Annotated in this window: 22 protein-coding genes; 13 read left to right on the top strand and 9 right to left on the bottom strand. The window is 67.7% G+C overall.

The window, feature by feature from the left end; all coding sequences use genetic code 11:
* Positions 1 to 25 precede the first annotated feature (25 nt).
* The 6 genes from ACIBO2_RS37165 (at position 26) to ACIBO2_RS37140 (ending at position 4,348) form a co-directional block, all read left to right on the top strand.
* Entirely contained in the window at positions 26 to 664 is a 639-nt protein-coding gene (locus ACIBO2_RS37165; protein ID WP_358545146.1) for a hypothetical protein, read from the top strand.
* A 164-nt stretch (positions 665 to 828) separates the two neighbouring features.
* Complete coding sequence (locus ACIBO2_RS37160) at positions 829 to 1,056, top strand: helix-turn-helix transcriptional regulator (protein ID WP_357940493.1); 228 nt, start codon at positions 829 to 831, stop codon at positions 1,054 to 1,056.
* Between the two features lie 73 nt (positions 1,057 to 1,129).
* Positions 1,130 to 1,882 (top strand): SDR family oxidoreductase, encoded by a 753-nt coding sequence (locus tag ACIBO2_RS37155; RefSeq protein WP_397303055.1) that lies wholly within the window; start codon positions 1,130 to 1,132, stop codon positions 1,880 to 1,882.
* Between the two features lie 9 nt (positions 1,883 to 1,891).
* Positions 1,892 to 2,179 (top strand): cupin domain-containing protein, encoded by a 288-nt coding sequence (locus ACIBO2_RS37150; RefSeq protein WP_358545142.1) that lies wholly within the window; start codon positions 1,892 to 1,894, stop codon positions 2,177 to 2,179.
* A 133-nt stretch (positions 2,180 to 2,312) separates the two neighbouring features.
* Positions 2,313 to 3,332: a ferritin-like protein gene (locus tag ACIBO2_RS37145; protein ID WP_397303052.1), complete on the top strand. Its 1,020-nt coding sequence runs from the start codon at positions 2,313 to 2,315 to the stop codon at positions 3,330 to 3,332.
* A gap of 23 nt (positions 3,333 to 3,355) precedes the next feature.
* Entirely contained in the window at positions 3,356 to 4,348 is a 993-nt protein-coding gene (locus tag ACIBO2_RS37140; protein ID WP_397303050.1) for an alpha/beta hydrolase, read from the top strand.
* Positions 4,349 to 4,355: 7 nt separating this feature from the next.
* On the opposite strand, the gene ACIBO2_RS37135 is transcribed toward ACIBO2_RS37140, so the two are convergent.
* The 3 genes from ACIBO2_RS37135 to ACIBO2_RS37125 all read right to left on the bottom strand — a co-directional run bounded on the left by ACIBO2_RS37135 (position 4,356) and on the right by ACIBO2_RS37125 (position 5,894).
* A complete protein-coding gene (locus ACIBO2_RS37135; protein ID WP_358545137.1) occupies positions 4,356 to 4,508 on the bottom strand; it encodes a hypothetical protein in 153 nt (50 codons plus the stop codon).
* Positions 4,509 to 4,982: 474 nt separating this feature from the next.
* Positions 4,983 to 5,315, bottom strand: a complete 333-nt coding sequence (locus ACIBO2_RS37130; protein WP_397303046.1) for a YnfA family protein — start codon at positions 5,313 to 5,315, stop codon at positions 4,983 to 4,985.
* A 369-nt stretch (positions 5,316 to 5,684) separates the two neighbouring features.
* Positions 5,685 to 5,894 carry a hypothetical protein gene (locus ACIBO2_RS37125; protein WP_358545134.1) on the bottom strand — a complete coding sequence of 70 codons (210 nt, stop codon included), beginning with the start codon at positions 5,892 to 5,894 and terminating at the stop codon, positions 5,685 to 5,687.
* A 137-nt stretch (positions 5,895 to 6,031) separates the two neighbouring features.
* Here ACIBO2_RS37125 and ACIBO2_RS37120 point away from each other — a divergent pair, with 137 nt between their 5' ends.
* Positions 6,032 to 6,328: a hypothetical protein gene (locus tag ACIBO2_RS37120; protein ID WP_358545132.1), complete on the top strand. Its 297-nt coding sequence runs from the start codon at positions 6,032 to 6,034 to the stop codon at positions 6,326 to 6,328.
* 119 nt (positions 6,329 to 6,447) lie between these two features.
* On the opposite strand, the gene ACIBO2_RS37115 is transcribed toward ACIBO2_RS37120, so the two are convergent.
* Positions 6,448 to 6,921, bottom strand: a complete 474-nt coding sequence (locus tag ACIBO2_RS37115; protein ID WP_358545130.1) for a GNAT family N-acetyltransferase — start codon at positions 6,919 to 6,921, stop codon at positions 6,448 to 6,450.
* 260 nt (positions 6,922 to 7,181) lie between these two features.
* On the opposite strand from ACIBO2_RS37115, the gene ACIBO2_RS37110 reads away from it, so the two are divergent.
* The 4 genes from ACIBO2_RS37110 (at position 7,182) to ACIBO2_RS37095 (ending at position 15,263) form a co-directional block, all read left to right on the top strand.
* Positions 7,182 to 9,419 carry a glycosyl hydrolase family 28 protein gene (locus tag ACIBO2_RS37110; RefSeq protein WP_358545129.1) on the top strand — a complete coding sequence of 746 codons (2,238 nt, stop codon included), beginning with the start codon at positions 7,182 to 7,184 and terminating at the stop codon, positions 9,417 to 9,419.
* 291 nt (positions 9,420 to 9,710) lie between these two features.
* Positions 9,711 to 13,487, top strand: coding sequence for a S8 family serine peptidase (locus tag ACIBO2_RS37105; RefSeq protein WP_397303042.1), 3,777 nt, complete (start codon positions 9,711 to 9,713; stop codon positions 13,485 to 13,487).
* Positions 13,488 to 14,305: 818 nt separating this feature from the next.
* Positions 14,306 to 14,617, top strand: coding sequence for a hypothetical protein (locus tag ACIBO2_RS37100; protein WP_397303039.1), 312 nt, complete (start codon positions 14,306 to 14,308; stop codon positions 14,615 to 14,617).
* A gap of 220 nt (positions 14,618 to 14,837) precedes the next feature.
* Positions 14,838 to 15,263 (top strand): DUF4440 domain-containing protein, encoded by a 426-nt coding sequence (locus ACIBO2_RS37095; RefSeq protein WP_397303037.1) that lies wholly within the window; start codon positions 14,838 to 14,840, stop codon positions 15,261 to 15,263.
* Between the two features lie 36 nt (positions 15,264 to 15,299).
* Here ACIBO2_RS37095 and ACIBO2_RS37090 read toward each other — a convergent pair whose 3' ends face one another.
* From ACIBO2_RS37090 to ACIBO2_RS37080, 3 genes are all read right to left on the bottom strand, one after another.
* Complete coding sequence (locus tag ACIBO2_RS37090) at positions 15,300 to 16,388, bottom strand: hypothetical protein (protein ID WP_358545120.1); 1,089 nt, start codon at positions 16,386 to 16,388, stop codon at positions 15,300 to 15,302.
* A complete protein-coding gene (locus ACIBO2_RS37085) occupies positions 16,385 to 16,870 on the bottom strand; it encodes a SigE family RNA polymerase sigma factor (protein WP_358545118.1) in 486 nt (161 codons plus the stop codon). The genes ACIBO2_RS37090 and ACIBO2_RS37085 overlap by 4 nt, the downstream gene beginning before the upstream one ends.
* Before the next feature lie 186 nt (positions 16,871 to 17,056).
* Positions 17,057 to 17,230, bottom strand: a complete 174-nt coding sequence (locus ACIBO2_RS37080) for a hypothetical protein (RefSeq protein ID WP_358545116.1) — start codon at positions 17,228 to 17,230, stop codon at positions 17,057 to 17,059.
* Between the two features lie 140 nt (positions 17,231 to 17,370).
* Between ACIBO2_RS37080 and ACIBO2_RS37075 the strand changes: the two genes are divergently transcribed.
* Together ACIBO2_RS37075 and ACIBO2_RS37070 are read left to right on the top strand one after the other, a co-directional pair.
* Positions 17,371 to 17,637 carry a winged helix-turn-helix domain-containing protein gene (locus tag ACIBO2_RS37075; protein WP_357941471.1) on the top strand — a complete coding sequence of 89 codons (267 nt, stop codon included), beginning with the start codon at positions 17,371 to 17,373 and terminating at the stop codon, positions 17,635 to 17,637.
* 171 nt (positions 17,638 to 17,808) lie between these two features.
* Positions 17,809 to 18,213, top strand: coding sequence for a PASTA domain-containing protein (locus ACIBO2_RS37070; protein WP_358545114.1), 405 nt, complete (start codon positions 17,809 to 17,811; stop codon positions 18,211 to 18,213).
* Positions 18,214 to 18,309: 96 nt separating this feature from the next.
* Here the strand turns inward: ACIBO2_RS37070 and ACIBO2_RS37065 are convergent, their stop codons facing one another.
* Together ACIBO2_RS37065 and ACIBO2_RS37060 are read right to left on the bottom strand one after the other, a co-directional pair.
* Positions 18,310 to 19,317, bottom strand: coding sequence for a M23 family metallopeptidase (locus tag ACIBO2_RS37065; RefSeq protein ID WP_358545112.1), 1,008 nt, complete (start codon positions 19,315 to 19,317; stop codon positions 18,310 to 18,312).
* A gap of 173 nt (positions 19,318 to 19,490) precedes the next feature.
* Positions 19,491 to 20,078, bottom strand: coding sequence for a restriction endonuclease (locus ACIBO2_RS37060; RefSeq protein WP_397303032.1), 588 nt, complete (start codon positions 20,076 to 20,078; stop codon positions 19,491 to 19,493).
* Between the last annotated feature and the right edge of the window lie 123 nt (positions 20,079 to 20,201).

The raw sequence follows: 20,201 nt of genomic DNA, 5'->3' as shown, positions 1-20,201 counted from the left end.
AGGCGGGCCCGAGTCGCTGGCGGAGATGCTTGACGAACGGCAGCACCTGCTCGAGATCGCCCTGTGGATGTTCGGCTCGGACACCACGGCCGACCACGTCGTCCAGGAGACCTATCGCCGCTGGTACGCCCTTGACCAGGAGGAGCGCGCCGCCATCGCGGTGCCACGCGCCTCGCTGACGCGGACAGCGGGCAGCATCTGCCTGGAGCTCCTCGCCGACCCCGACCACGTGCCCGGCGGCCCGGTGACTCCGGCCCAGCCCGTGCCCGGTCCGACCTCGCACCAGGCCGGATACGGCCAGGCGATGCTCGCCAGGCACGAGCGGGTGGCCCGCAGGTTCGCCGCGGCCTGCCAGGCAGGCGATACCGAGGCGCTGCGGGAAGTCCTGGCCGCCGACGCGATTGTCATCAGCGATGGCGGCGGCAAGGTGCGCGTCGCCGTACGGCCGACTTACGGCGCGGAGGCGGTCACGCGGGTCGTCACGGCGTTGCTGATCGACCAGCCAGAAACCGAGCCGGCCATCGGGTCGGTGAACGGCAGGACGGGGCTCGTCCTGCGGCGGGCGGGCAAGGCCGTGGCGGTGGTCAGCGTGAGCGTGGCCGGAGCCGAGGTCACGGCGGTATGGATCATCCTCAATCCCGACAAACTCCAGCGTTGGCGCTGAAGGGCATACCAGATCCTCTCCACTGACCACGACTACAACGGGGCGGAATTCAAGCCGCTCTACTCCACGCCCGTCGCCGTGACCGGCGGCAGTTCCTTACACGGATGGGCGAGCGGCCAGGCCAGATCCGCTGACGGCGGCTGGGCGAGCGCCGCTCGCGCGCGGTGTCCGGCAGGCCGACCACGGGCTGGGACAGCCTGACCGCCTCCGAGCTGCACATCGTCAGGCTCGTCGCGGGCTGCGCCACCAACAAGCAGGTCGCCGATCGGCTCTACCTGTCGCCGCACACGGTCAACACCCACCTGCGGCACGCCTTAACCAAGCTCGAGATCAGCTCGCGCGTCGCGCTCACCAGGCTCGTCCTCGAACAGGAGGCAGCCTGTCACAACTGAGAGGGGCTGCCTTGTCTTAGCTGACGACGGGGGGGCGCACCACAGCGCCCCGAAAGCCAGAAGGGTGCCCACAATGAAAATCGTGGTGATCGGCGGGACCGGGCTCATCGGGTCGAAGCTGGTGAAGAAGCTGGGCGAGCACGGCCACGAGGCCGTGGCCGCGTCGCCGAACACCGGCGTCAACACGCTGACCGGCGAGGGCCTGGCCGAGGTGCTGAAGGGCGCCCAGGTCGTGATCGACGTGTCGAACTCGCCCTCGTTCGAGCGCGAGGCCGTCATGAAATTCTTCCAGACCTCCACCGGCAACCTGCTGGCGGCCGAGGCGGCCGCGGGCGTGGGCCACCACGTGGCGGTGTCGATCGTGGGGACCGAGCGGATGCCGGAAAACGGCTACTTCGCGGCGAAGATCGCCCAGGAGAAGCTGATCGAGAAGTCGGGCATCCCGTTCTCGCTGGTGCACTCCACCCAGTTCTTCGAGTTCGCCCGCGGCATCGCCGACGAGAGCACGGTCGACGGCAAGGTGCACATCGCGCCGGTGCTGTTCCAGCCGATCGCGGGCGACGACGTGGCCCAGGCGGTCGGCAGGACCGCGGTGGGGACGCCGCTGAACGGCCGGATCGAGATCGCCGGACCGACCCAGTACAAGATGGACGAGTTCTTCCGCAAGGCGCTGGCCGCCTGGGGCGACACCCGCGAGGTTCTCGCCGACCCGCAGGCGCGGTACTTCGGCAGTGTGCTCGGCGAGCGGTCGCTGGTGCCCGGTGAGGACGCGCAGCTCGGCACCATCACCTACAAAGACTGGCTCGACCAGTCCACCGCGAAGTAGGGCCGGGCGATGGACAAGCCGCGATCGACCGCGTGGCAGACGGCGCTGACCGTGCTGCAGGAGGCACAGCCTCCGTTCATCCCCGAGGGCGCGCACGCGATGACCGTGGTCATCGAGTACCCGCCCGGAGACCCGGGCGCACCGCCGCATCGCCACCCGGGTCCCGCCTTCGGCGTCGTCCTCGAGGGCGAGAACACGGTCACCATGCTGTGCGAGTCGGGCAAGCCGATGTTCACGCTGGTGGAAGAGGCCGAGCCGGCCCAGCGCAAGGACCGCCGCGCGCCACGCCCGTCCTGAACCCCGGCGAAGTACCCGCAGCGTGACGGCACCGGCTGCCGTCATCGCTGCCTGATCCCAGGATCGAACCAGGCAGCCGGCCTACCGGCCGGCGGTCCGATCCGCCATGCCAACAACCCGAGGTATGACACGAATGAACCACGAACGACCGGTTCGGATCGACACGCTCGGCAGCCTCCGTGAGCACCTGCAGTGGGCGATCGAGCTGGAGCACGCGACGCTGCCGCCGTACCTGACGGCGCTGTACTCGCTGGATCCGGAGCGTAACCCGGCGGCGGTGGAGGTGGTGAGCGGCGTCTTCGTGGAGGAGATGCTGCATCTGGCGCTGGCGGCGAACCTGCTCAACGCCGTCGGCGGCACGCCGCGCCTGGACATGCCGGGGATGCTGCCGCCGCACCCGCGCAAGCTGCCGCACAGCGATCTGGAGGTGTCGCTGGTGCCGTTCGGCGCGGAGGCGCTGGAGATGTTCCTGCGCCTGGAGCAGCCGGCGGCACCTAGCGCGCCGCCGGAGGACGAGGGCTACGAGACGATCGGGCAGTTCTACGCGGCGATCGAGCAGGGGGTGCGCTACTTGTGCGACACGCTCGGCGAGAAGGCGGTCTTCTGCGGCGACCCGGTCCGGCAGGTGAGCGGCGCCCGCTTCCGTCACACTGCCGGATCGCTGTTCGCCGTCGAGGATCTGGAGTCCGCGCTCGGCGCGCTGAAGGAGATCGTCGAGCAGGGGGAAGGCAACGCCCGCAGCGAGGTCTGGGACGGTGACCAGGACGTCCTCCGCCCCGAGCGGGACGAGGTCGCCCACTACTACCGCTTCCAGGAGCTCAAGCTCGGCCGCCGTTACCAGCGAGGCGACACCCCGAACACCGGCCCGACCGGCGAGGAGGTCGGCGTCGATCCGGACGGCGTGCTCCCGATGACACCCAACCCGCGGCCCGCCGCGCAGGGCAGTGCCGTACGGGCGGCGCAGGATCTGTTCGACACCACCTACAGCACCCTGTTGTCCCTGCTGGAGCAGGCATTCAGCGGCGACCCGAACCGGCTCACGGACGCCACCCGCACCATGTTCACGCTCAGGGCCCAGGCGCAGGCGCTGATGGCGCTGCCCGGCGGCGCCGGTCCCACCTTCGCCTACGTGCCGCGCGAAGCACGTAGCTGATCCATAGCGAAAGAAGGCACATCATGAACAAGCACATCCTCGAGCCCGCCGCCTGGGAGGTGGCGCAGGCCACCTCGAAGCCGCCGTTCCTGTACGAGCTCGGCCCCGAGGGCGCCCGCAAGGTCCTCGACGACCTGCAGGCCGCCCCGATCGCCAAGCCGGACGTGGACGAAAAGTGGATCGTCGTCCCCGCCGGGGTCGGCAACGTGCGGGTGCGGATCGTCAAGCCGGTCGGCGCGATGGGCACGCTCCCCGTCGTCCTGTACGTGCACGGCGGCGGCTGGGTCATCGGCAACGCGGGCACCCACGACCGGCTCGTGCGCGAGCTCGCCGTCGGCGCGAGCGCGGCCGTCGTCTTCGTCGAGTACGACCGCTCGCCCGAGGCCCGCTACCCGGTGGCCCTCGAGCAGGCTTACGCCACCGCACGGTGGATCGTGAAGTTCGGCGCCAAGGAGGGGCTGGACCCCTCCTGGCTGGCCGTCGCGGGCGACTCGGTCGGAGGCAACATGACCGCGGCGCTGACCATCCTGGCCAAGCAGCGCGGTGACGTGCATTTCGTGCACCAGTCCCTGTACTACCCGGTCACCGACGCCGGCCAGGACACCGACAGCTACCGCGAGTTCGCCGACGGGCCGTACCTGACGGCCAAGGCGATGGCCTGGTTCTGGGACGCTTACACCACCGACGCCGCCCAGCGCGCCGAGATCACCGCCTCGCCGCTGCGCGCCTCCCTGGCCGACCTCGAGGGCCTGCCGCCCGCGTTCATCATCGTCGACGAGAACGACGTGCTGCGTGACGAGGGCGAGGCCTACGCCCGCAAGCTGATCGCGGCCGGGGTGCCCACCTCCAGCGTCCGCTACAACGGCACGCTGCACGACTTCATGATGCTCAACCCCGTCCGCGCCACCGAGGCCACCAGCGCCGCCATGGCCCAGGCCATCGACGTCCTCAAGACCGCCTTGAAAGCCGGAGAATCTCGGCGAGAATCGGCGCCGGTGTTGTCGACTACGCGCTGATCTTGGTCTACTTCGCGATGGTCCTGCTGGTCGGGGTGGCCGTGCGAAGGAGAGTCTCCAGCAGCCTCGATTTCCTGCTCTCCGGGAGGTCGTTGCCCGCTTGGATCACCGGGCTCGCCTTCATCTCGGCCAGTCGCGCGGCTACCGGGATGCCGCTCACCCCCGAACTGGGCCAAGATCCTGCTGACGTGCTCCTTCCTAGCCGACATGATCACCGCTCTGATGTCCATCGAGAAGGAGGACACCACCTGACGCCATGTGCGAGCTCACCAGACGGCAGGCTGCGAAGAGGCCCGCGTGGACGGCGGCAGCGCTCTGTGGCGACAGGTGTCCCAGGTGCCGACAACACCGCCCGCACCCGACATCCGGTCATCTCCCGGCACGTGCCGGGCCGTCGAGGGAGGACCGACGCCTCATGCACCCGCTTCCCGGCGGCATGGCTGTCGGTATTCGAAGTCGTCTGCACGAATACGCGAAGTGGTCTGCACGCCCGCAGCGTGCAGACCACCTGGTGACGTACGGCGTAGGTGGCCCATCGCTCGGGTCGGAGCGACGGGACGCAAGGTAGCTCTGTGTAGCGGTCGTGGCTGTTTGTGTTCTCAGAAATGGCTCATTTCTGAGAACGCCAGGCGGCTCAGCCGCGCGGCGCGGACATGATCACCAGGACGCCGGCCAGGCAGATCAGCGCGCCCATGACATCCCAGCGATCGGGCCGGAAGCCGTCGACGACCATGCCCCAGGCCAGCGATCCGGCGACGAAGACGCCGCCGTAGGCGGCCAGGATGCGGCCGAAGTTCGCATCCGGCTGCAGCGTGGCGACGAACCCGTACAACCCCAGGGCGATGACGCCGGCGCCGACCCAAGCCAGGCCGCGCTGCTCGCGGACGCCTTGCCAGATCAGCCAGGCCCCGCCGATTTCGGCGAGTGCGGCCAGGGCGAACAACACCAGGGAACGGACGATCGTCATAACAGGCAGTACAACGCATCCCAGCGGCCAGCCCCTCACCGGGCTGCCGGGGCTGGTGCAGCGTGGCGGGTGTTCAGCATCCGCAGCCGTTCCCGCTGCATCCGCGGCTTCCGACCGCGGCGGACCCGCCGACCGGGTCTCGGCCGGGTGGATCCGGCTACGGGCTGAGGTGTGCGCTCAACGCCGGTTGCCGCTGTCCGCTCCGTCACAGCGAGCGTTTCAGGAAGGCCACGGCCGGCGATGCGCCGTAACGGCGCCGGGCCCCGTGCGGGTCAGAGGCCGTCTCCCTGGAGGCCACCGACCCTGTACGGCGGGTGGCGCCAGCCCGGCGGTGCCGTAAAAGGAAGGACAAAAGCATCGGGACGGAGGTCACGTGGCCACGTGGACGAAGTGACCGCGGCGGGTGGGGAGGACGGCGGGGGACGCGTCGGGCTCGTCGAGCCCGGCCAGCAGGATTTCGGCGAGTTGGCGGCGCTGAGAGCTGGTCAAGGTCATGGGCAGCACGATGGGCATCAGCTCGATGGCGTCGCCGGGTAGCTCGCGGACATGGCAGGGCAGGAGGAGAGAGGAGTGAAGCACGACCCACTATCGCAGCCGCCACCGACAGATCGCGGCTACTTGGTCTCACCGAGACCTGAGTGAAGCCTGCCCGACGCCGAAGGAGCGCGATTACCCCTCCTGACCTTGGGTAACAGGACCAGAACAAAGGGGGAATCATGATCAAAATGCTCCACAAGATGGGCATCAGGTCCAGTCATATGTACGCGGCCGGTTTCGCGTCGATCGGTGCGTCCGTCACGTCCTGGTTGATGTCGAGGAACCTGGAGAAGGCCAGCCTCGCCCGGGCGGATCGCTGGGGGATCTTCGTCGGCCAGTGGGCGCCCACGTTCATCGGCCTGGGCGTCGCGCTCCGCATCGAGGAGACGCACGCTGAGATCGACGAGGAGGCGAAGGTCGAGATGTTCGACCGCGCGTCCGGCGGCGTGCGCCAGCGGACGCACGCGGGCACGTAACGCGAGCTGGACACACGGCACGAAACGACCGCAGGCCGCCTCTCACCGAAGCGGCCTGCGGTCTCATGCCGAGAGAAAGCCAGCCCCCGAGCCGAGAGACAACCGAGCGGCAGAGAGGGCTAGCGGTGCTCGGCCAGGCGCTTGAGCGGTTCGTCGGTCAGTCTGAACATCGTCCACTCGTCGAGCGGTACGGCGCCCAGCTTGCGGTAGAACCCGATGGCCGGTTCGTTCCAGTCGAGTACCGACCATTCGAGCCGGTGGTAGCCGCGTTCGGCGCAGATCCGGGCCAGCTCGGCCAGCAGTGCCTTGCCGTAGCCGGACCCGCGCATCCCGGGACGGACGTACAGATCCTCCAGATAGATCCCGTGTGTCCCCCGCCAGGTCGAGAAGCTGAGGAACCACACCGCGAACCCGGCCACCTCACCGTCGTGTTCGACGACATGCGCGAACACGGCGGGCTCAGCGCCGAAGAGCACCTCGCGCAGCTGCTCCTCTGTCGCCCGCACCTCATGCGCGGCCTTCTCGTACGTGGCCAGCTCATGCACGAGCTGGAGCATCGCGGGGACGTCGTCAACAGTGGCGCGGCGAATCATGGGCCTCAGAGTAGTAGGGGCAGGCAAACGCCAGAACACCGGAACCGGTTGCAGTGATTTCGGCGCTTAGAGACCCGATGTTTCATGTCCGATAATCCCTCGATCTGGATGTTTCCAAATCCTATCCCTTGTCACATCCGACCTTTGAGCCTAGCTTGAGCGTCAGGTCTGCAACCGACTGTCAGGCAGGAGCACACACCCCCATGAGCGAATCCGCCTTACCAAGAGCAGCCGCATGGGTTGCCGCCGTCGTTCTGGCGATGTTCTCGATCGTCATCCCCGCTCAGCCCGCGGGGGCGCTGGCGGTGTTCAACGTCAAGGACTACGGAGCCACCGGCAACGGCTCCACGAACGACACCTCCGCCATCAACTCGGCCATCACGGCGGCCAACAGCGCCGGCGGCGGGACCGTACAGTTCCCGTCGGGCACCTACAAGTCCGCCAACACCATCCACATGAAGAGCAACGTCACCCTCCAGCTCGACGCCGGCTCCACCATCATGGGCGCCTCCAACGACGACTACGACGCGCCGGAGTCGAACCCGAACGACAACTACCAGGACTACGGGCACAGCCACTTCCACAACGCGATGATCTATGGCGACCGCCTCACCAACATCGGGTTCGTCGGGACGGGCACCATCGACGGCGGCGGCAACCTCATCACCGGCAACCCCGACTCAGGCGAGGCGGACAAGATCATCTCGCTCACCCGGTGCGACGGGCTGACGGTCAGCGGCATCCGCCTGCGGCGCGGCGGCCACTTCGCGATGCTCACCAACGCCTGCAACAACATCACCTCGGACGACCTGCGGATCGACACCGCCAGCGACCGTGACGGCTGGAACGTCATCAGCGCCCAGAACGTCACGATCCGCCGCCCGAACATCGCGGCCAACGACGACGCCCTCGTCTTCAAGAGCGACTGGGCACTCGGCCAGACCTATGCGAACGGGAACGTCACCGTCACCGACGCCCAGCTGTCGGCGGTGTGCTGCAACGCGCTGATGTTCGGCTCGGAGACCTGCGGCAACTTCACCGGCTACCACTTCGAGCGCATCTCCATCAACGGCTCGAACAAGTCAGGGCTCGGCATGGTGTCGATGGACGGCACGGTCATCTCCGACGTGCACTACAAGGACATCACGATGACCAACGTACGGGCGGCGATCACCGAGAAGATCGGCACCCGCAGACGATGCGGCGGCAGCCCCGGCGTCGGCCGCATCGAGAACATCACCTACGAGAACGTCACCTCCTCCGGCCAGAGCGGCAACAACTTCACCGCCACCCTGTGGGGCGAGTCGAACACCAGCAACCGGATCCGCAACGTCACGTTCACCAACGTCGACCTGACCGTCCCCGGCGGCAACGGCTGCATGGGCACCGGCGTGCCGAGCAACGACGCGACCAACTACAACCCGAACAGCATCGGCACCCGGCCGGCGTACGGGTGGTACATCCACAACGCGCACGACATCAAGTTCGTCGACAGCTCGGTCCAGTTCAACTCCAACGACTGCCGGCCCGCGGTGATCGCGAACACGGGCAGCACGGTGTCGTTCGACCGGTTCACGGCCGAGCGGGGCAGCAACAGCCCGAACGACATGGTCTTCCAGACGATCACCGGCTACTGCGTCCAGAACAGCCAGAACACCGCCGGCGGAGCCCTGCGGGTCAGCGCCACCGGCTCTTCCGACACCTGTACGCCGGGCAACCCCGGCACCGAGTTCCTGGAGGCGGAGGACGCCACGATCTCCCAGGGCGTCGTGGAGTCCAACCACGCGGGCTTCAGCGGCACCGGCTTCGTCAACGGCGACAACCTGGTCGGCAGCTACGTGGAGTGGAGCGCGCCGGCGACGCAGGCGGGCAACACCACGCTGACCTTCCGCTACGCGAACGGCACCACGTCCAACCGGCCGATGGACATCACGGTCAACGGCGTGCTGGTCGCCGACGAGTTCCCGTTCCCGCCGACCGGGGCCTGGACCACCTGGCAGTCCGTGACGGTGACCGCGCCGTTCAACGCGGGCGCGAACGCCGTACGCGCCGCCTCCACCACGGCCGGCGGCGGCCCGAACCTCGACTACCTCGACACCGAGGTGGCCGGGCCCGCGCCCACGGAGTACCAGGCGGAGAACGCGACGATCTCCCAGGGCGTGGTCGAGTCCAACCACGCGGGCTTCACCGGCACCGGGTTCGTGAACTATGACAACCTGGTCGGCAGCTACGTCGAGTTCGCGGTGACGGCCGCCCAGGCGGGCAACGCCACGGTGGTCCTGCGCTACGCGAACGGCACCACGTCCAACCGGCCGATGGACATCACGGTCAACGGCGTCCTGACCTCCGACGAGCTGGCCTTCCCCACCACCGGGGTGTGGACGACCTGGAGTACCGCGACGGTGACCGTCCCGCTCAACGCGGGTGCCAACGTGATCCGGGCGACCTCGACCACGGCCGGCGGCGGCCCGAACCTGGACAAGATCTCGGTCGCCTGAGCGAACCTTCCCCCTTCCGCCTTCCTGCGGGCGGAACGAACCGCCGCCCCGCCTCCACCGGCGGGGCGGCGGCTTCGCGAAGAGCCCAGGAGCTAGCTCGGCGGCTTCGTGAAGAGGCCCGGGAGCTAGCTCGGCGGCTTCGTGAAGAGGCCCGGGAGCTAGCTCGGCGGCTTCGTGCAGAGGCCCGGGAGCCCGGCGGCTCGGCGGCAGCGGCGCGCGATATAAAGATCACCAAGGAAGGCGCGCCATTTGGGAGCGCTCCCATAGGCCGAAAACAGGAGGATCTCTCCTTTGTTCCACAACCGCATCGCCGCGGTGTTCACCGGTATGGCACTCGTGCTCTGCACCATCGCCACACCCAGCTCGGCGACCCCGCCCACCACGACCAACCCCGCAAAACCAACCAAGCCCAGCACCGTCACCCTCATCACCGGCGACGTCGTCGACTTCACGCCGGGCGAGAACGGCGAGCCACCGAAATTAGCCACCCGGGCAGCGCCCCGGCCCGATGGCTCGACGGTGACGTTCGCCACGCTGCCCCACCGCGACGGAGGCACCCTGGTCATGCCGTCCGACGCCGCCGACCTGGTGGCCGCGGGCACCCTCGACGAGGAGCTGTTCGACGTCGAGACACTCGTACGGGAGAACCGCGCCAAGGCGATCCCGCTGATCATCACGTACAGCGGCAACCCCGGCGCGAAGGCCGCCGAAGCCCTGCCCGGCACCGAGCGCACCCGGACGCTCGACATCATCCACGGCGCGGCCATGACGGTGCGGACCACCGAGTCCGGCAAGCTGTGGTCGGCACTCCGGCCAGGAGCCACGCTCAAGAGCGGCATCTCCAAGATCTGGCTCGACCGCCGCGTCAAGGCGTCCCTCGACCAGAGCGTCCCGCTCATCGGCGCCCCCACCGCGTGGCAGAAGGGCTTCGACGGCACCGGCACCAAGGTCGCGGTCCTGGACACCGGCATCGACGCCGAACACCCCGACTTCGCCGGCCGCATCCTCGCCACGGAGAACTTCTCCACCACTCCGGACACCACCGACGTGGTCGGCCACGGCACCCACGTCGCCTCCACCATCGCCGGCTCCGGCGCGGCCTCCGACGGCAAGTACCGGGGAGTCGCGCCCGCCGCGTCGCTGCTCGTCGGCAAGGTGCTCGACGACGACGGCTACGGCGAGCTGTCCTGGCTGATCGCGGGCATGGAATGGGCCTCGGCCCAGGGCGCCGACGTGGTGAACATGAGCCTCGGCGTGTGCTGCGGAGACGGCACGGACCCGACGAGCCAGGCGGTCAACGAGCTGACGAAGAAGTACGGCACGCTGTTCGTCGCCGCCGCGGGCAACGAGGGCGAGCCTCAGACGGTGAGCGTCCCCGCCGCCGCCGACAAGGCGCTCGCGGTCGGCGCGGTGGACAAGGTCACCGGTACGACCCTGGCCCCCTTCTCCAGCATCGGGCCCCGCCTCGATGACGCCGCGGTCAAGCCGAACATCGTGGCCCCCGGCGTCAACATCGTCGCCGCCCGCTCCGGCACCTCCGGCCAGCCGTCCATCCCCGGCAACGACCGCTACACCTCCTTCAGCGGCACCTCGATGGCCACGCCGCACGTCGCGGGCGCCGCGGCGGTGCTGGCCCAGCAGCATCCCGACTGGGACGCCGACGAGCTGAGCGCCGCCCTCGTCTCCACCTCGGCGCGCAACGCGGAGCACAACTGGTTCGAGGAAGGCGGCGGGCGGCTGGACCTCGGGCGCGCGGTCACCCAGAGCGTCTTCGCCGACCCGGTCGTCGACTTCCTCCGCCTCGAACGGGGCAAGGGCAGCGTCACCAAGAAGGTCACGTACCTCAACACCGGTGCCGCGCCCGTCACGCTCGCGCTGAAGGCCGACACCCGTGCCTGGAGCGGCGGCCCCACCCCGGCGGGCGCGATCCGCCTGGGCGCGGAGACCGTCACCGTCCCCGCGAACGGCACCGCCACCGTCGACCTCACCGTGAACCCGGCCCTCGGCCCCGAGGGCGCCTACGGCGGCTGGGTCACCGCGACGGCGGGCGACGCCCGGCTGGCCACGCCCTTCAGCTACTACACCGGCCCGGACACGCACCTGCTGAAGATCTCCCTGACCAACTCGTACGGCGCCAAGGAGTTCTCCTCCCGTCCCGGCCAGGGCGGGCGCCTCGGGCCGCTGGTCTACATCATCCCGCTGCGGCGGAGTAACAGCCCGGATGACCCCTTCCATCCGTACGCGTACTACTACGGCCGCCTCGACCTGACCGGGAACGGCGAGCAGTACCTCCCGGACGGTGACTACGAGGTGATCGCCGTCGCGAACGAGACCTACATGAGGACCCGCACCTCCCTGGTCATCCGCGATGTGACCCTGAAGGACGACCAGACCCTCGACCTGGACGCCCGCGACACCGCCCCCCTCAAGCCGACCTCACGCACCGCCATGGACGCCGAAGGCAAGGTCCAGTACGTCCGGACCTTCACCGACCGCCCCTCCCCCGTCACGATCACGGCGAGCACGGAGAACGGCAGGCACGTGGACCTGTACGCCACGCCGGTGACGTCGGTCAAGGCGGGCACGATGAGCCTGTCGCACATGTGGCAGATGGAGCCCGGCGTGCTGGCCGCCGCCACCGCCGGCCCGCTCACCCTCGACCCGTCCTACGAGGTCGACACGGTCCGCTCGCTCATCACCAAGCCCACCGCCTATCCCCTGGTCTTCGCCGGTCAGGGCAGGCCAGCGGACTTCGAGGGCCTGGACCTCACCGGCAAGCTGGCCCTGGTGGGCGTGCCACTGGGCACCGGCCCGACGCCGTACAGCGACGCGACCCCGCGGATGGACGAGGCGTCCGCGCTGGCCAAGCAGGGCGGCGCCGCCGGTTTCATCGGCTTCTACGACGCCGACGGTGCCGGGACACGGCTGCCGGGCTTCGCCGACACCAGGTTCCTGCGGTTCGGGCTGGACGCGGCGCAGGGTCGCGCGCTGCGGGCCGTCGTCCAGCGTGGCGCTACCTCGCTGCGGCTCACGCCGTACTCCGGGGAGCCCTCTTTCTACCGGCTACGGTACGACTCGAAGGGGAAGATCCCCCGCAAGCCGGAGAAGCTGGACCGGGACCGCCTGGCCCGCGTCGAGACCCGCTACCACGCCGACCAGCCGAACGCCCAGGGACACCTGCTGGTGACGACGTCGGCCGGTGGCACCGAGCTGTCGTTCGGGCAGTGGGTGACGATGCCGTTCGAACGTACCGAGTACTACGGCCCGGCCCGCGATGACGTGCGCTGGTCACGCGCGGTCGGCAACCAGGGCTTGGAGCTGCGCTCGCAGGACACGTTCGGGCGGGCGGCCGGTACGGACGAGGACTGGTTCAAGGCCCCGCTGGTGCCCGGCGCCGCCGCCGGGCTGGCGCCCTGCGCGCTGTGCCGGGACGGAGACCGGTTCGTACCCGCCGAGCAGTGGCTGGACTCGGACCCGCGCCACTACAGCGACCTGAGCACGGTCTCCTCCGCTCCCCGTCTCGTGGCGGGCGGCACCGAGATCCCGGTGCAAGGCTGGGGCCCCCGCTCGTTCACCGTGCCCGCTGGACCGTCGGCGTACCGGCTGGACACGGTGGACACCACCTACCGGACCTTGTCCCCCAAGGTGACCTCCGGCTGGCGGTTCACCTCGACGGGAGCGCCGTCCGGCAAGCCGCGCGACCATACGTGCAGCTTCGGTCCCGCCTGCGCGTTCCAGCCTGCTCTGGTGCTCAGGTACGACCTGCCGGTGGACCTGCTCAACCGGGCCTCTTCCGGGCGGCCTTTCACCTTCGAGCTGACCGCCCGCCCGGCGGCGCGTTCGGCTTCGGAGGCACGCTCGGCCCGGGTGGAGTACTCCGTCGACGACGGCACCACCTGGCGCCAGGCCGAGAACGTGCGCAAGCTCGGCGACGGCCGTTTCCGAGTGCGCATCCTCCACCCAGCACTGGCCGCCACCAGCGGCTTCGTATCACTGCGGGTGAACGCTGAAGACAAGACTGGCGGCACGGTCACCCAGACCGTCGACCGCGCGTACGGCCTGAAGTAACCTCTTCGGCTTCGGCGGCCACGGGATGCTCGCGTTCCGTGGCCGCCTACCCGCATGTCCAGTGCCGCCGTTCCGGCACAATGGCAGCGAATTTGAGCCCGAGAACGGCGCGACGGTCGACGTTCGCGAGCATGACGATCTTGTCATGTCCCGCGCTGCACGTCGCGACACGCATGCTGGACTTCAGCAGCCCAAGGACACCCTGGCCTCGCCGGCTCCGGGACGTCAGCTCTTTCTTCACCCTGGAGGAGCTCCACTGGCCGGCACCTAGGTCGACCGCCGGGTGCTCTCCCAGTCGGCGGTCGACTGGCAACGGCATGCGGTCGAGCGTCTGTTCGGCGATGATCCAGCGCTCGGTTCAAAGGCTTTCCGTCGAGAGCTCCAGGACTGCCTACGCGCTACCCTGACCATCGCCAGTGACAGTCGCCGGAAGCTGCGCCACCTCATCGACCTCGGCCGGCCCGGATACCCCGAAAATTCCGCCGGGGGAGCCGCCATACATACGCCGAAGTCGTGGTGTCACTGGTAGAGCCACGACTGAAGTACCCGCACTACATGCTCAAGAAGAAGGACCGTCGATCACGGTGAGCTTCGGGAGTACTCGACGGCGCTCAGCGGCCGCGATGACGGCCACGTCGAGCGGACGGAGCGAAAGGCCCTCAAGGGGTGCTTTCTATGGCCTATCACGCCGATGTGAAGCGGGGGTGGCGTCCTTGATCTACAGTGACAGTTCGGCAGAACGCCCAATTGGGTGGAACTACTCCGCCCTCGCAACCAGTTCTTCAGGAAGGCCCCGGCGGATGACCTGGAATGCATGGATGGGCGTACTTCACTGGGCAGCGTTCGTCATGGCCTGCGCGGTCGGGGCGTTCGGTTTGCTGGCGCTGAACACTAAGCTGCTGCATGCACGATGGCAGCGTCACCGGGGTGGAATCAGAGCGGGCCAACTGATTGCCAAGGCCGCCTGCTTGCTAGCGGTGTTTCTGATGGCCATGGCTAGCATTGCCCTCTTCGACTTTCCTCGCTGGCTGGTGCCGGCTCTGATCCCGCTTCAACTGGTATGCCTCGGCGGCTATATATGGTTGTGGTTGGTGGCACAGAGGATTAGATCGGAGAATGCGCCTCAATGAGGCACACCCCATCATGCTGGCGGAAACGGCCTGCACATTGGCCTTCGCCTCCGCCTCGGTCACCCAGACCACCGTCGCCTCGTCCTCATGAGCCACGGACAGACTCTAGAACCCCAAACCCATCCCGATCAGGTGATTTCGGGAAGTTTCCGCCGCACCGAGGCCAGGATCTCGCGAACCCCTGGTGACTAGCTGCTGATCCAGTGAAAGGGTCTCGTTCATGGACGAGCTTAGAGAATTGATCGAATCCTTCTTCAAGGCGGTCTCGTTCGACGAGGGTGGCCGGCCGTCCTACGCCGCGATCCACGATCTCTTCATCATGGACGGCAGGCTGATCAGGAGCAGCCCCGGCGACCCGGAAATCCTCACCGTCGCCCAATTCGCGACTTCTCGCGGCAAGCTGTTCGAGGCGGGCGAGCTCACATCCTTCCGCGAAACCGAGTCGGCGGCGACAACGGAGACATTCGGCAACGTGGCTCATCGTTTCAGCACCTACCGGAAAGAGGGCGTCTTGAACGGGGCGCGGTTCACCGTAGAAGGCCTCATCTCAACTCAGTTCGTCCGGTTGGCGGGCGAGTGGAAGATGAGTTCCATGGCCTGGGACGATGAACGCCCCGGCCTGGTCATCCCCCAGCGATACAGATGACCAGGCAATACCGGCGACTGATCCGCAGGCGCCGGATCAACCCACCACGCCGGGCACGGCGTACTTACCTTCCGCGTGGAGCGGGAAGAGCTCACGGGCCTTCCCCGTCCGCACATTCACCGCGTAGGCCACCTCTGACGCACCGCTCGTGGACGACTGCTCGACGGCGATCAGCGTGATCTCGTCGGCCGTCAACCAACCGCCCAGCTTGTCCGGCAGCATGTTCTCCGGAAGGCCGGACACCGCCACCCGCTTCTGGGTGGCCCCGGTGAGGGCGTCGAAGATGACGATCGTTCCGTCTCTCCGCACCATGGGCGCCGTACGGCGCAGGACCTGCCCCACTCGAACGAGCGTGCGGCCATCGGGGTTCAAGGCGCTGAAAGCGTAGGTGAAGTCGGGGATGGTGACCGGCTTATGGCCACGCACCCAGACCTGGGTGGTGTTGTCGTACGGCTTGGCCAGCACCACCGGGCCGTCACCATCTGCCACGCTCACCGGCCACCAGCCCTTGTCCAGTTCCTCCACTGTCCCCTGCTCGACGTCCACGAGCATTTTCGGCTGACGCCGGCCACCCCAACCGGAGACGATGAAACGCAACCCGTTGGGTGACATCCGAAGGGCGTACTCGTCGGCGAAGTCCTCCTTCGGCTGCTTCAGCGGTGACTTCCAGATCCGGCCACTGGCCAGGTCGCGCACCACGATTTCGCGGCTCTGCACGCTGTAGTAGGCGATCCGGCGACCGTCAGCCGTGGCCGTCACCGGCCCCGGTCCGGCGGGTAGCTGGTAGATTTCGCCGCTTTGGGTGACGATGCGCCACCCGTCCTGCTTGCACCCTTCTGCGCAGGACGGCCGATAAGCCTGCTGTACCGGCGCGACCCCCTTCTCGGGCAGCGGGAGCGCCTTGGTCTCCGGTGGTGTGAGTACGACCGGCGGCACCCGCCGTACCTCTTGCTGGAGCAGTATGACGGAGCCGCCGGCGATCCCGACGACCACCGCGGCTGCGGCGGCCAGCGACAGGCGGACCACACGGCTGCGGCGGCGCGCTCCCCTGATCGCCAGGTCGGCCAGGTCGACGTCGGGAACATGGGCGGCCAGCTCGTGCAGATCATCACGGAGCGTGTTCATCTGTCCGCCTCCTGCGGGGTGAGCGCGCGCAGCTTCGACAGCGCGTAATGCGTCTGACTCTTGACCGTGCCCAGCGAGACGCCCATGAGCTGGGCGGTCTCGTGTTCGGTGCGATCTTCGTAGTAACGCAGCACGATCACCGTCCGCTGTTTCGGGGTGAGCTGGGCGAGCGCCTGAAGCAAGGCGAGCCGCCGCACGGTCGCCTCGTCGTGCGACTGGCCGACCTCCGGCAACTCGCTTCCCGGCAGCTCGACCCGCTTGCGTCTGCGCCAGGAGATGTTCTGGTTGACCAGGGCCTTACGGGCGTACGCCTCGGGATTACCGCCCTTGGTGAGCTTGGGCCAGTGTGAGGCGACACGGGTGAGGACCGTCTGCAACAGATCCTCGGCGAGATGGGTGTCTCCAGTGAGCAGGTACGCCGTCCGCATCAGCGATTGCTGACGGGCACGCACGAACTCCTGGAACCCCTCAAAACGGTCCATGCTCTTAAGAACTCCGGGGAAGACTCCGAAGTTGGAATGCTCGCTTACATAGGGCCACCAGCACTACTGGACGTGCCCCTGAAGGAGCCGTTCCCACAGCCGCTTCGCGTCGGCGACCCGAAGCCAAGGACTCTCACTGAGACGGATGCCCTCCGACGACCTCTCCGTACGGCGGATATGGTGGACTTACTCAGGCGCTCCCGTACTGGCCGAGACGTTCGAGCCATGCAGAGCTCCGGCGTCCCCTATGTCAGGAATCGAGACGATCAGAACACAACTCTCGCCCTCCTCCTCGCCCTGATCGCCACCGCGCATCCCGCCGAACGACACCTCCCCGAGATAACCGCCATACAGCTCCATCGCCTGAACTCCTTTCGCCTGCCTCCGTTGTGGCACAACCTTAGGCTCACCTATACCCACCTGTCTAGGACTAGCCTGGGCGCGACCTGTACTGTTTGGTCTATGTATGTAAGTAGGTGACGGTCTAGGGTCCGCCTGTGATGTTGCCTGACACGCCCTGGACTTCCGACGACTGGAACCCCGAGTTCTACCGATACGAGCAGATAGCCGACTGGGTTGGAGAGCGCATCCAAGCCGGCGACTACCCGCCACGTACTGTGCTGTCCGAGGTACAACTCCAGGGCTACTTCGCCGTCGGCCGTGACACCATCCGCAAAGCGTTCGCCATCCTTCGCGAACGTCAGCTGATCATCACCAAGCCCGGCAGGGGATCCGTCGTCGTACGCCGCGATGACAACGAATCCTGAGACAGCCAGCTTCTTGGAGTTCGAATAGACCACCACTTAGTTTTGTGGTCGAAAGCCCTTAGCGGCTAGGCGCCTTATGGCCTGCACGTAGCGGGCCGATTGCCGAAACCATCTCTCACGCTTGATCGTCTAACGGTGCGTTCCGTTTCTTCGCGATCTGAGGACACACCGATGCGGCAACTTCGCCCAGCACTCCCCGCCCTCTTCGTCATCATTTGCCTCACCGCGTGCGGGCCCATCAACTTGCCCGCACCGGGCAAGACGGTCGCCGGGTCAGATCAAGCACCCACCGCCACCGCAACCAAGGCCACCAAAGCGAAAAAGCCCAGCCCGACCACAGAGGCGAAGGCGTCGAAGAAGAAGCTGCCGAATGTCGTCGGCATGAACCTCCAAGCAGGCCAAGACAGGTTGCAAGCAGCGGGCTTCTACATCCTCAACGACAAGGACGTCACTGGCCAGAACCGTTTCCAGGTGTACGACCGCAACTGGGTCGTCACCCGGCAATCCCCTGCCGGCGGCAGCCGGGTCAGCACCTCCACGCTGATAACCCTCTATGCGAAGAAGTACGGCGAATAACGCACCATAGTTGCATCAGCCCAGGCGCCAGAAAAAGCGCCGCCACCCATGAAAGGGCGGCGGCGCTCATGGCTCAAACGTCAGGTGCGGTGCACGTCAGGTGCAGTGTTCGAAGGGGCTGTTGTAGGTGGACGCACCGGCCTTGCCGCCCCACTTGACGCACTTGTCCGCCGCGCTGGCGACTACCGGGCCCGCGTAGTAGGTGAAATTGCCCGTGTCGGTGGCCCGCGTCTTGCCCTTCACCTCCAGATAGGCGCTGGTGGCGGTGGCCTTGCCGAGGGAGGTCGACTTGATGGTGGCCACGCAGTTCTTGCCGTTGGCCGAGTTGAACAGCAGGTAGACCTTGCCCGCCGTGCCCAGGGCAGCCGAGTCGATCACCTTGTAACCGCTGCCGCACACCGACTCGGCAGTGTTGGGGTTGCCGCCGCCTCCGCAGTTCTTGGAGGTGAGGGTCTGGTTCGGGTAGCCGAACGTGACCCCGTTGAAGACGGCCTTCTGGATGTTCGACGGGTAGCTGCTGCCCTTGCGCACCTCGAAGTGCAGGTGCGGCGAGATGCCGTTGCCCGGCTTGCTGGTGTTGCCGACCGCGCCGATCTTCTGACCCTGGGTGACCTTGGCGCCGGCGGCGACGGCGCGCGAGTTCAGGTGCGCGTAGAAGGTCGTATAGCCACCCCCGTGGTCGATCTTGACCAGGTTGCCGTAGCCGTTGGTCGAGCCCTGGTGGGCCGAGATGACCACGGTGCCCGCCGCGGCGGCGACCACAGTGTCGCCGAGGTCGGCGTTCGCCGTGCTGCCCCGGTTGAAGTCGATCTCATACGACCGGTGCGCGCTGCTGCCGCTGGAGTTGCCGGTCCACTTCTGGCCGCAGGGGAAGGGGAGCTGGAAGCGCGGGGCGGCCAGGGTCGACACCTGCGGCCCCTCCACCTGGTTCGGGGGGTCGTTGTTGTCCGTCCCAGAGGTCGGCGTGGGGGTGGCGGTGGCGGTCGGCGTAGCGGACGGCGTCGGAGTGGCCTCGGCCCCCGTCGTGCTCGCTAACGCGCCCTGGCCCGATGCGAGACAGATGAACAGGGCGAACCCCGCCGTGAGCACAGCTTTGGGTCTCATACCAATCCTTTCAACGCGTGCCGGAGCCGCGCATGGGTCTATGGGGTCGTTCCAAGCGCTCTTGCTGGAGATCAAGAGTGCGGATGAGCCATACAGAGAACATCCAGAAGCCGCATAGAGGACCATCCGCGCCGAGCACACGCCGGCCGGGAAGCACAGTTTGACCTGCGGTTTCAGCCCGCAGGCTCCTCCCCTTCGATCAGGACCCCCTTCGGCCGTGCGGGCAGGAGTGAGACCGTGCCCAGCAGCCAGTCCGCCAGCCGATCGCGTTCGACCAGGATCAGCGGCTGCCGGGCACCGAGCGCCTCCAGCCGGGCCTGACGGGTCAGCTGCCCCGAGGTGACCAGGACGCCGATGTGCCCGGCGAAGGTGTTGGCGAGCGCGCCCAGGAAGTTGCGGACCTCGGGCGCGCCGACGGTCTTGCTGTAGCGCTTGCACTGGATGGCGTACTGCCCGTGTCCGGGAGCGACGGCGGTGATGTCCACCCCACCGTCGCCACTACGGCCGCGTTCGCGGACCTGCCGGAAGCCATCGGCGATCATCCGCTGGGCGACCAGATGCTCGAACTGCGATCCGGACATCCGGTCGATCTTCGCCAACTCGACGTTGGCCGCCAGGAACTGCCGTCTGCGCGCCTCGATGGCCTGGTAGCGCAGGAGCAGCCCGCCGCCGAGCACCGCCAGGACCAGGCAGACGATCGCCGCCGCCCAGACCGGATGGTCGCGGACGAACGAGACCACGACCGCCCCGGCGATGGCCACACCCGCGACTCCCAGGACCCATATGTCCTGTCTTCTTCTCCGTGACTTTCCCCGTCTGGATCCCCTCGCCATGGGTTCCCCTCCTCGATGGGTGGTGTCCATGGCGAGTGTGAGCCACCGCTC

It is taken from the genome of Nonomuraea sp. NPDC050022 (assembly GCF_044460705.1).
Lineage (GTDB): Bacteria > Actinomycetota > Actinomycetes > Streptosporangiales > Streptosporangiaceae > Nonomuraea.
Note: the sequence above shows the minus strand (reverse complement) of the source record. Positions and strands in the feature narration are given on the sequence as shown.

Coding starts and splice junctions, on each gene's coding strand:
- ACIBO2_RS37165 (WP_358545146.1), top strand. CDS start 26: ATGCTTGACGAACGGCAGCACCTGCTCGAGATCGCCCTGTGGATGTTC.
- ACIBO2_RS37155 (WP_397303055.1), top strand. CDS start 1,130: ATGAAAATCGTGGTGATCGGCGGGACCGGGCTCATCGGGTCGAAGCTG.
- ACIBO2_RS37150 (WP_358545142.1), top strand. CDS start 1,892: ATGGACAAGCCGCGATCGACCGCGTGGCAGACGGCGCTGACCGTGCTG.
- ACIBO2_RS37145 (WP_397303052.1), top strand. CDS start 2,313: ATGAACCACGAACGACCGGTTCGGATCGACACGCTCGGCAGCCTCCGT.
- ACIBO2_RS37140 (WP_397303050.1), top strand. CDS start 3,356: ATGAACAAGCACATCCTCGAGCCCGCCGCCTGGGAGGTGGCGCAGGCC.
- ACIBO2_RS37130 (WP_397303046.1), bottom strand. CDS start 5,315: ATGACGATCGTCCGTTCCCTGGTGTTGTTCGCCCTGGCCGCACTCGCC.
- ACIBO2_RS37120 (WP_358545132.1), top strand. CDS start 6,032: ATGATCAAAATGCTCCACAAGATGGGCATCAGGTCCAGTCATATGTAC.
- ACIBO2_RS37115 (WP_358545130.1), bottom strand. CDS start 6,921: ATGATTCGCCGCGCCACTGTTGACGACGTCCCCGCGATGCTCCAGCTC.
- ACIBO2_RS37110 (WP_358545129.1), top strand. CDS start 7,182: ATGTTCTCGATCGTCATCCCCGCTCAGCCCGCGGGGGCGCTGGCGGTG.
- ACIBO2_RS37100 (WP_397303039.1), top strand. CDS start 14,306: ATGGGCGTACTTCACTGGGCAGCGTTCGTCATGGCCTGCGCGGTCGGG.
- ACIBO2_RS37095 (WP_397303037.1), top strand. CDS start 14,838: ATGGACGAGCTTAGAGAATTGATCGAATCCTTCTTCAAGGCGGTCTCG.
- ACIBO2_RS37090 (WP_358545120.1), bottom strand. CDS start 16,388: ATGAACACGCTCCGTGATGATCTGCACGAGCTGGCCGCCCATGTTCCC.
- ACIBO2_RS37085 (WP_358545118.1), bottom strand. CDS start 16,870: ATGGACCGTTTTGAGGGGTTCCAGGAGTTCGTGCGTGCCCGTCAGCAA.
- ACIBO2_RS37080 (WP_358545116.1), bottom strand. CDS start 17,230: ATGGAGCTGTATGGCGGTTATCTCGGGGAGGTGTCGTTCGGCGGGATG.
- ACIBO2_RS37075 (WP_357941471.1), top strand. CDS start 17,371: ATGTTGCCTGACACGCCCTGGACTTCCGACGACTGGAACCCCGAGTTC.
- ACIBO2_RS37070 (WP_358545114.1), top strand. CDS start 17,809: ATGCGGCAACTTCGCCCAGCACTCCCCGCCCTCTTCGTCATCATTTGC.
- ACIBO2_RS37065 (WP_358545112.1), bottom strand. CDS start 19,317: ATGAGACCCAAAGCTGTGCTCACGGCGGGGTTCGCCCTGTTCATCTGT.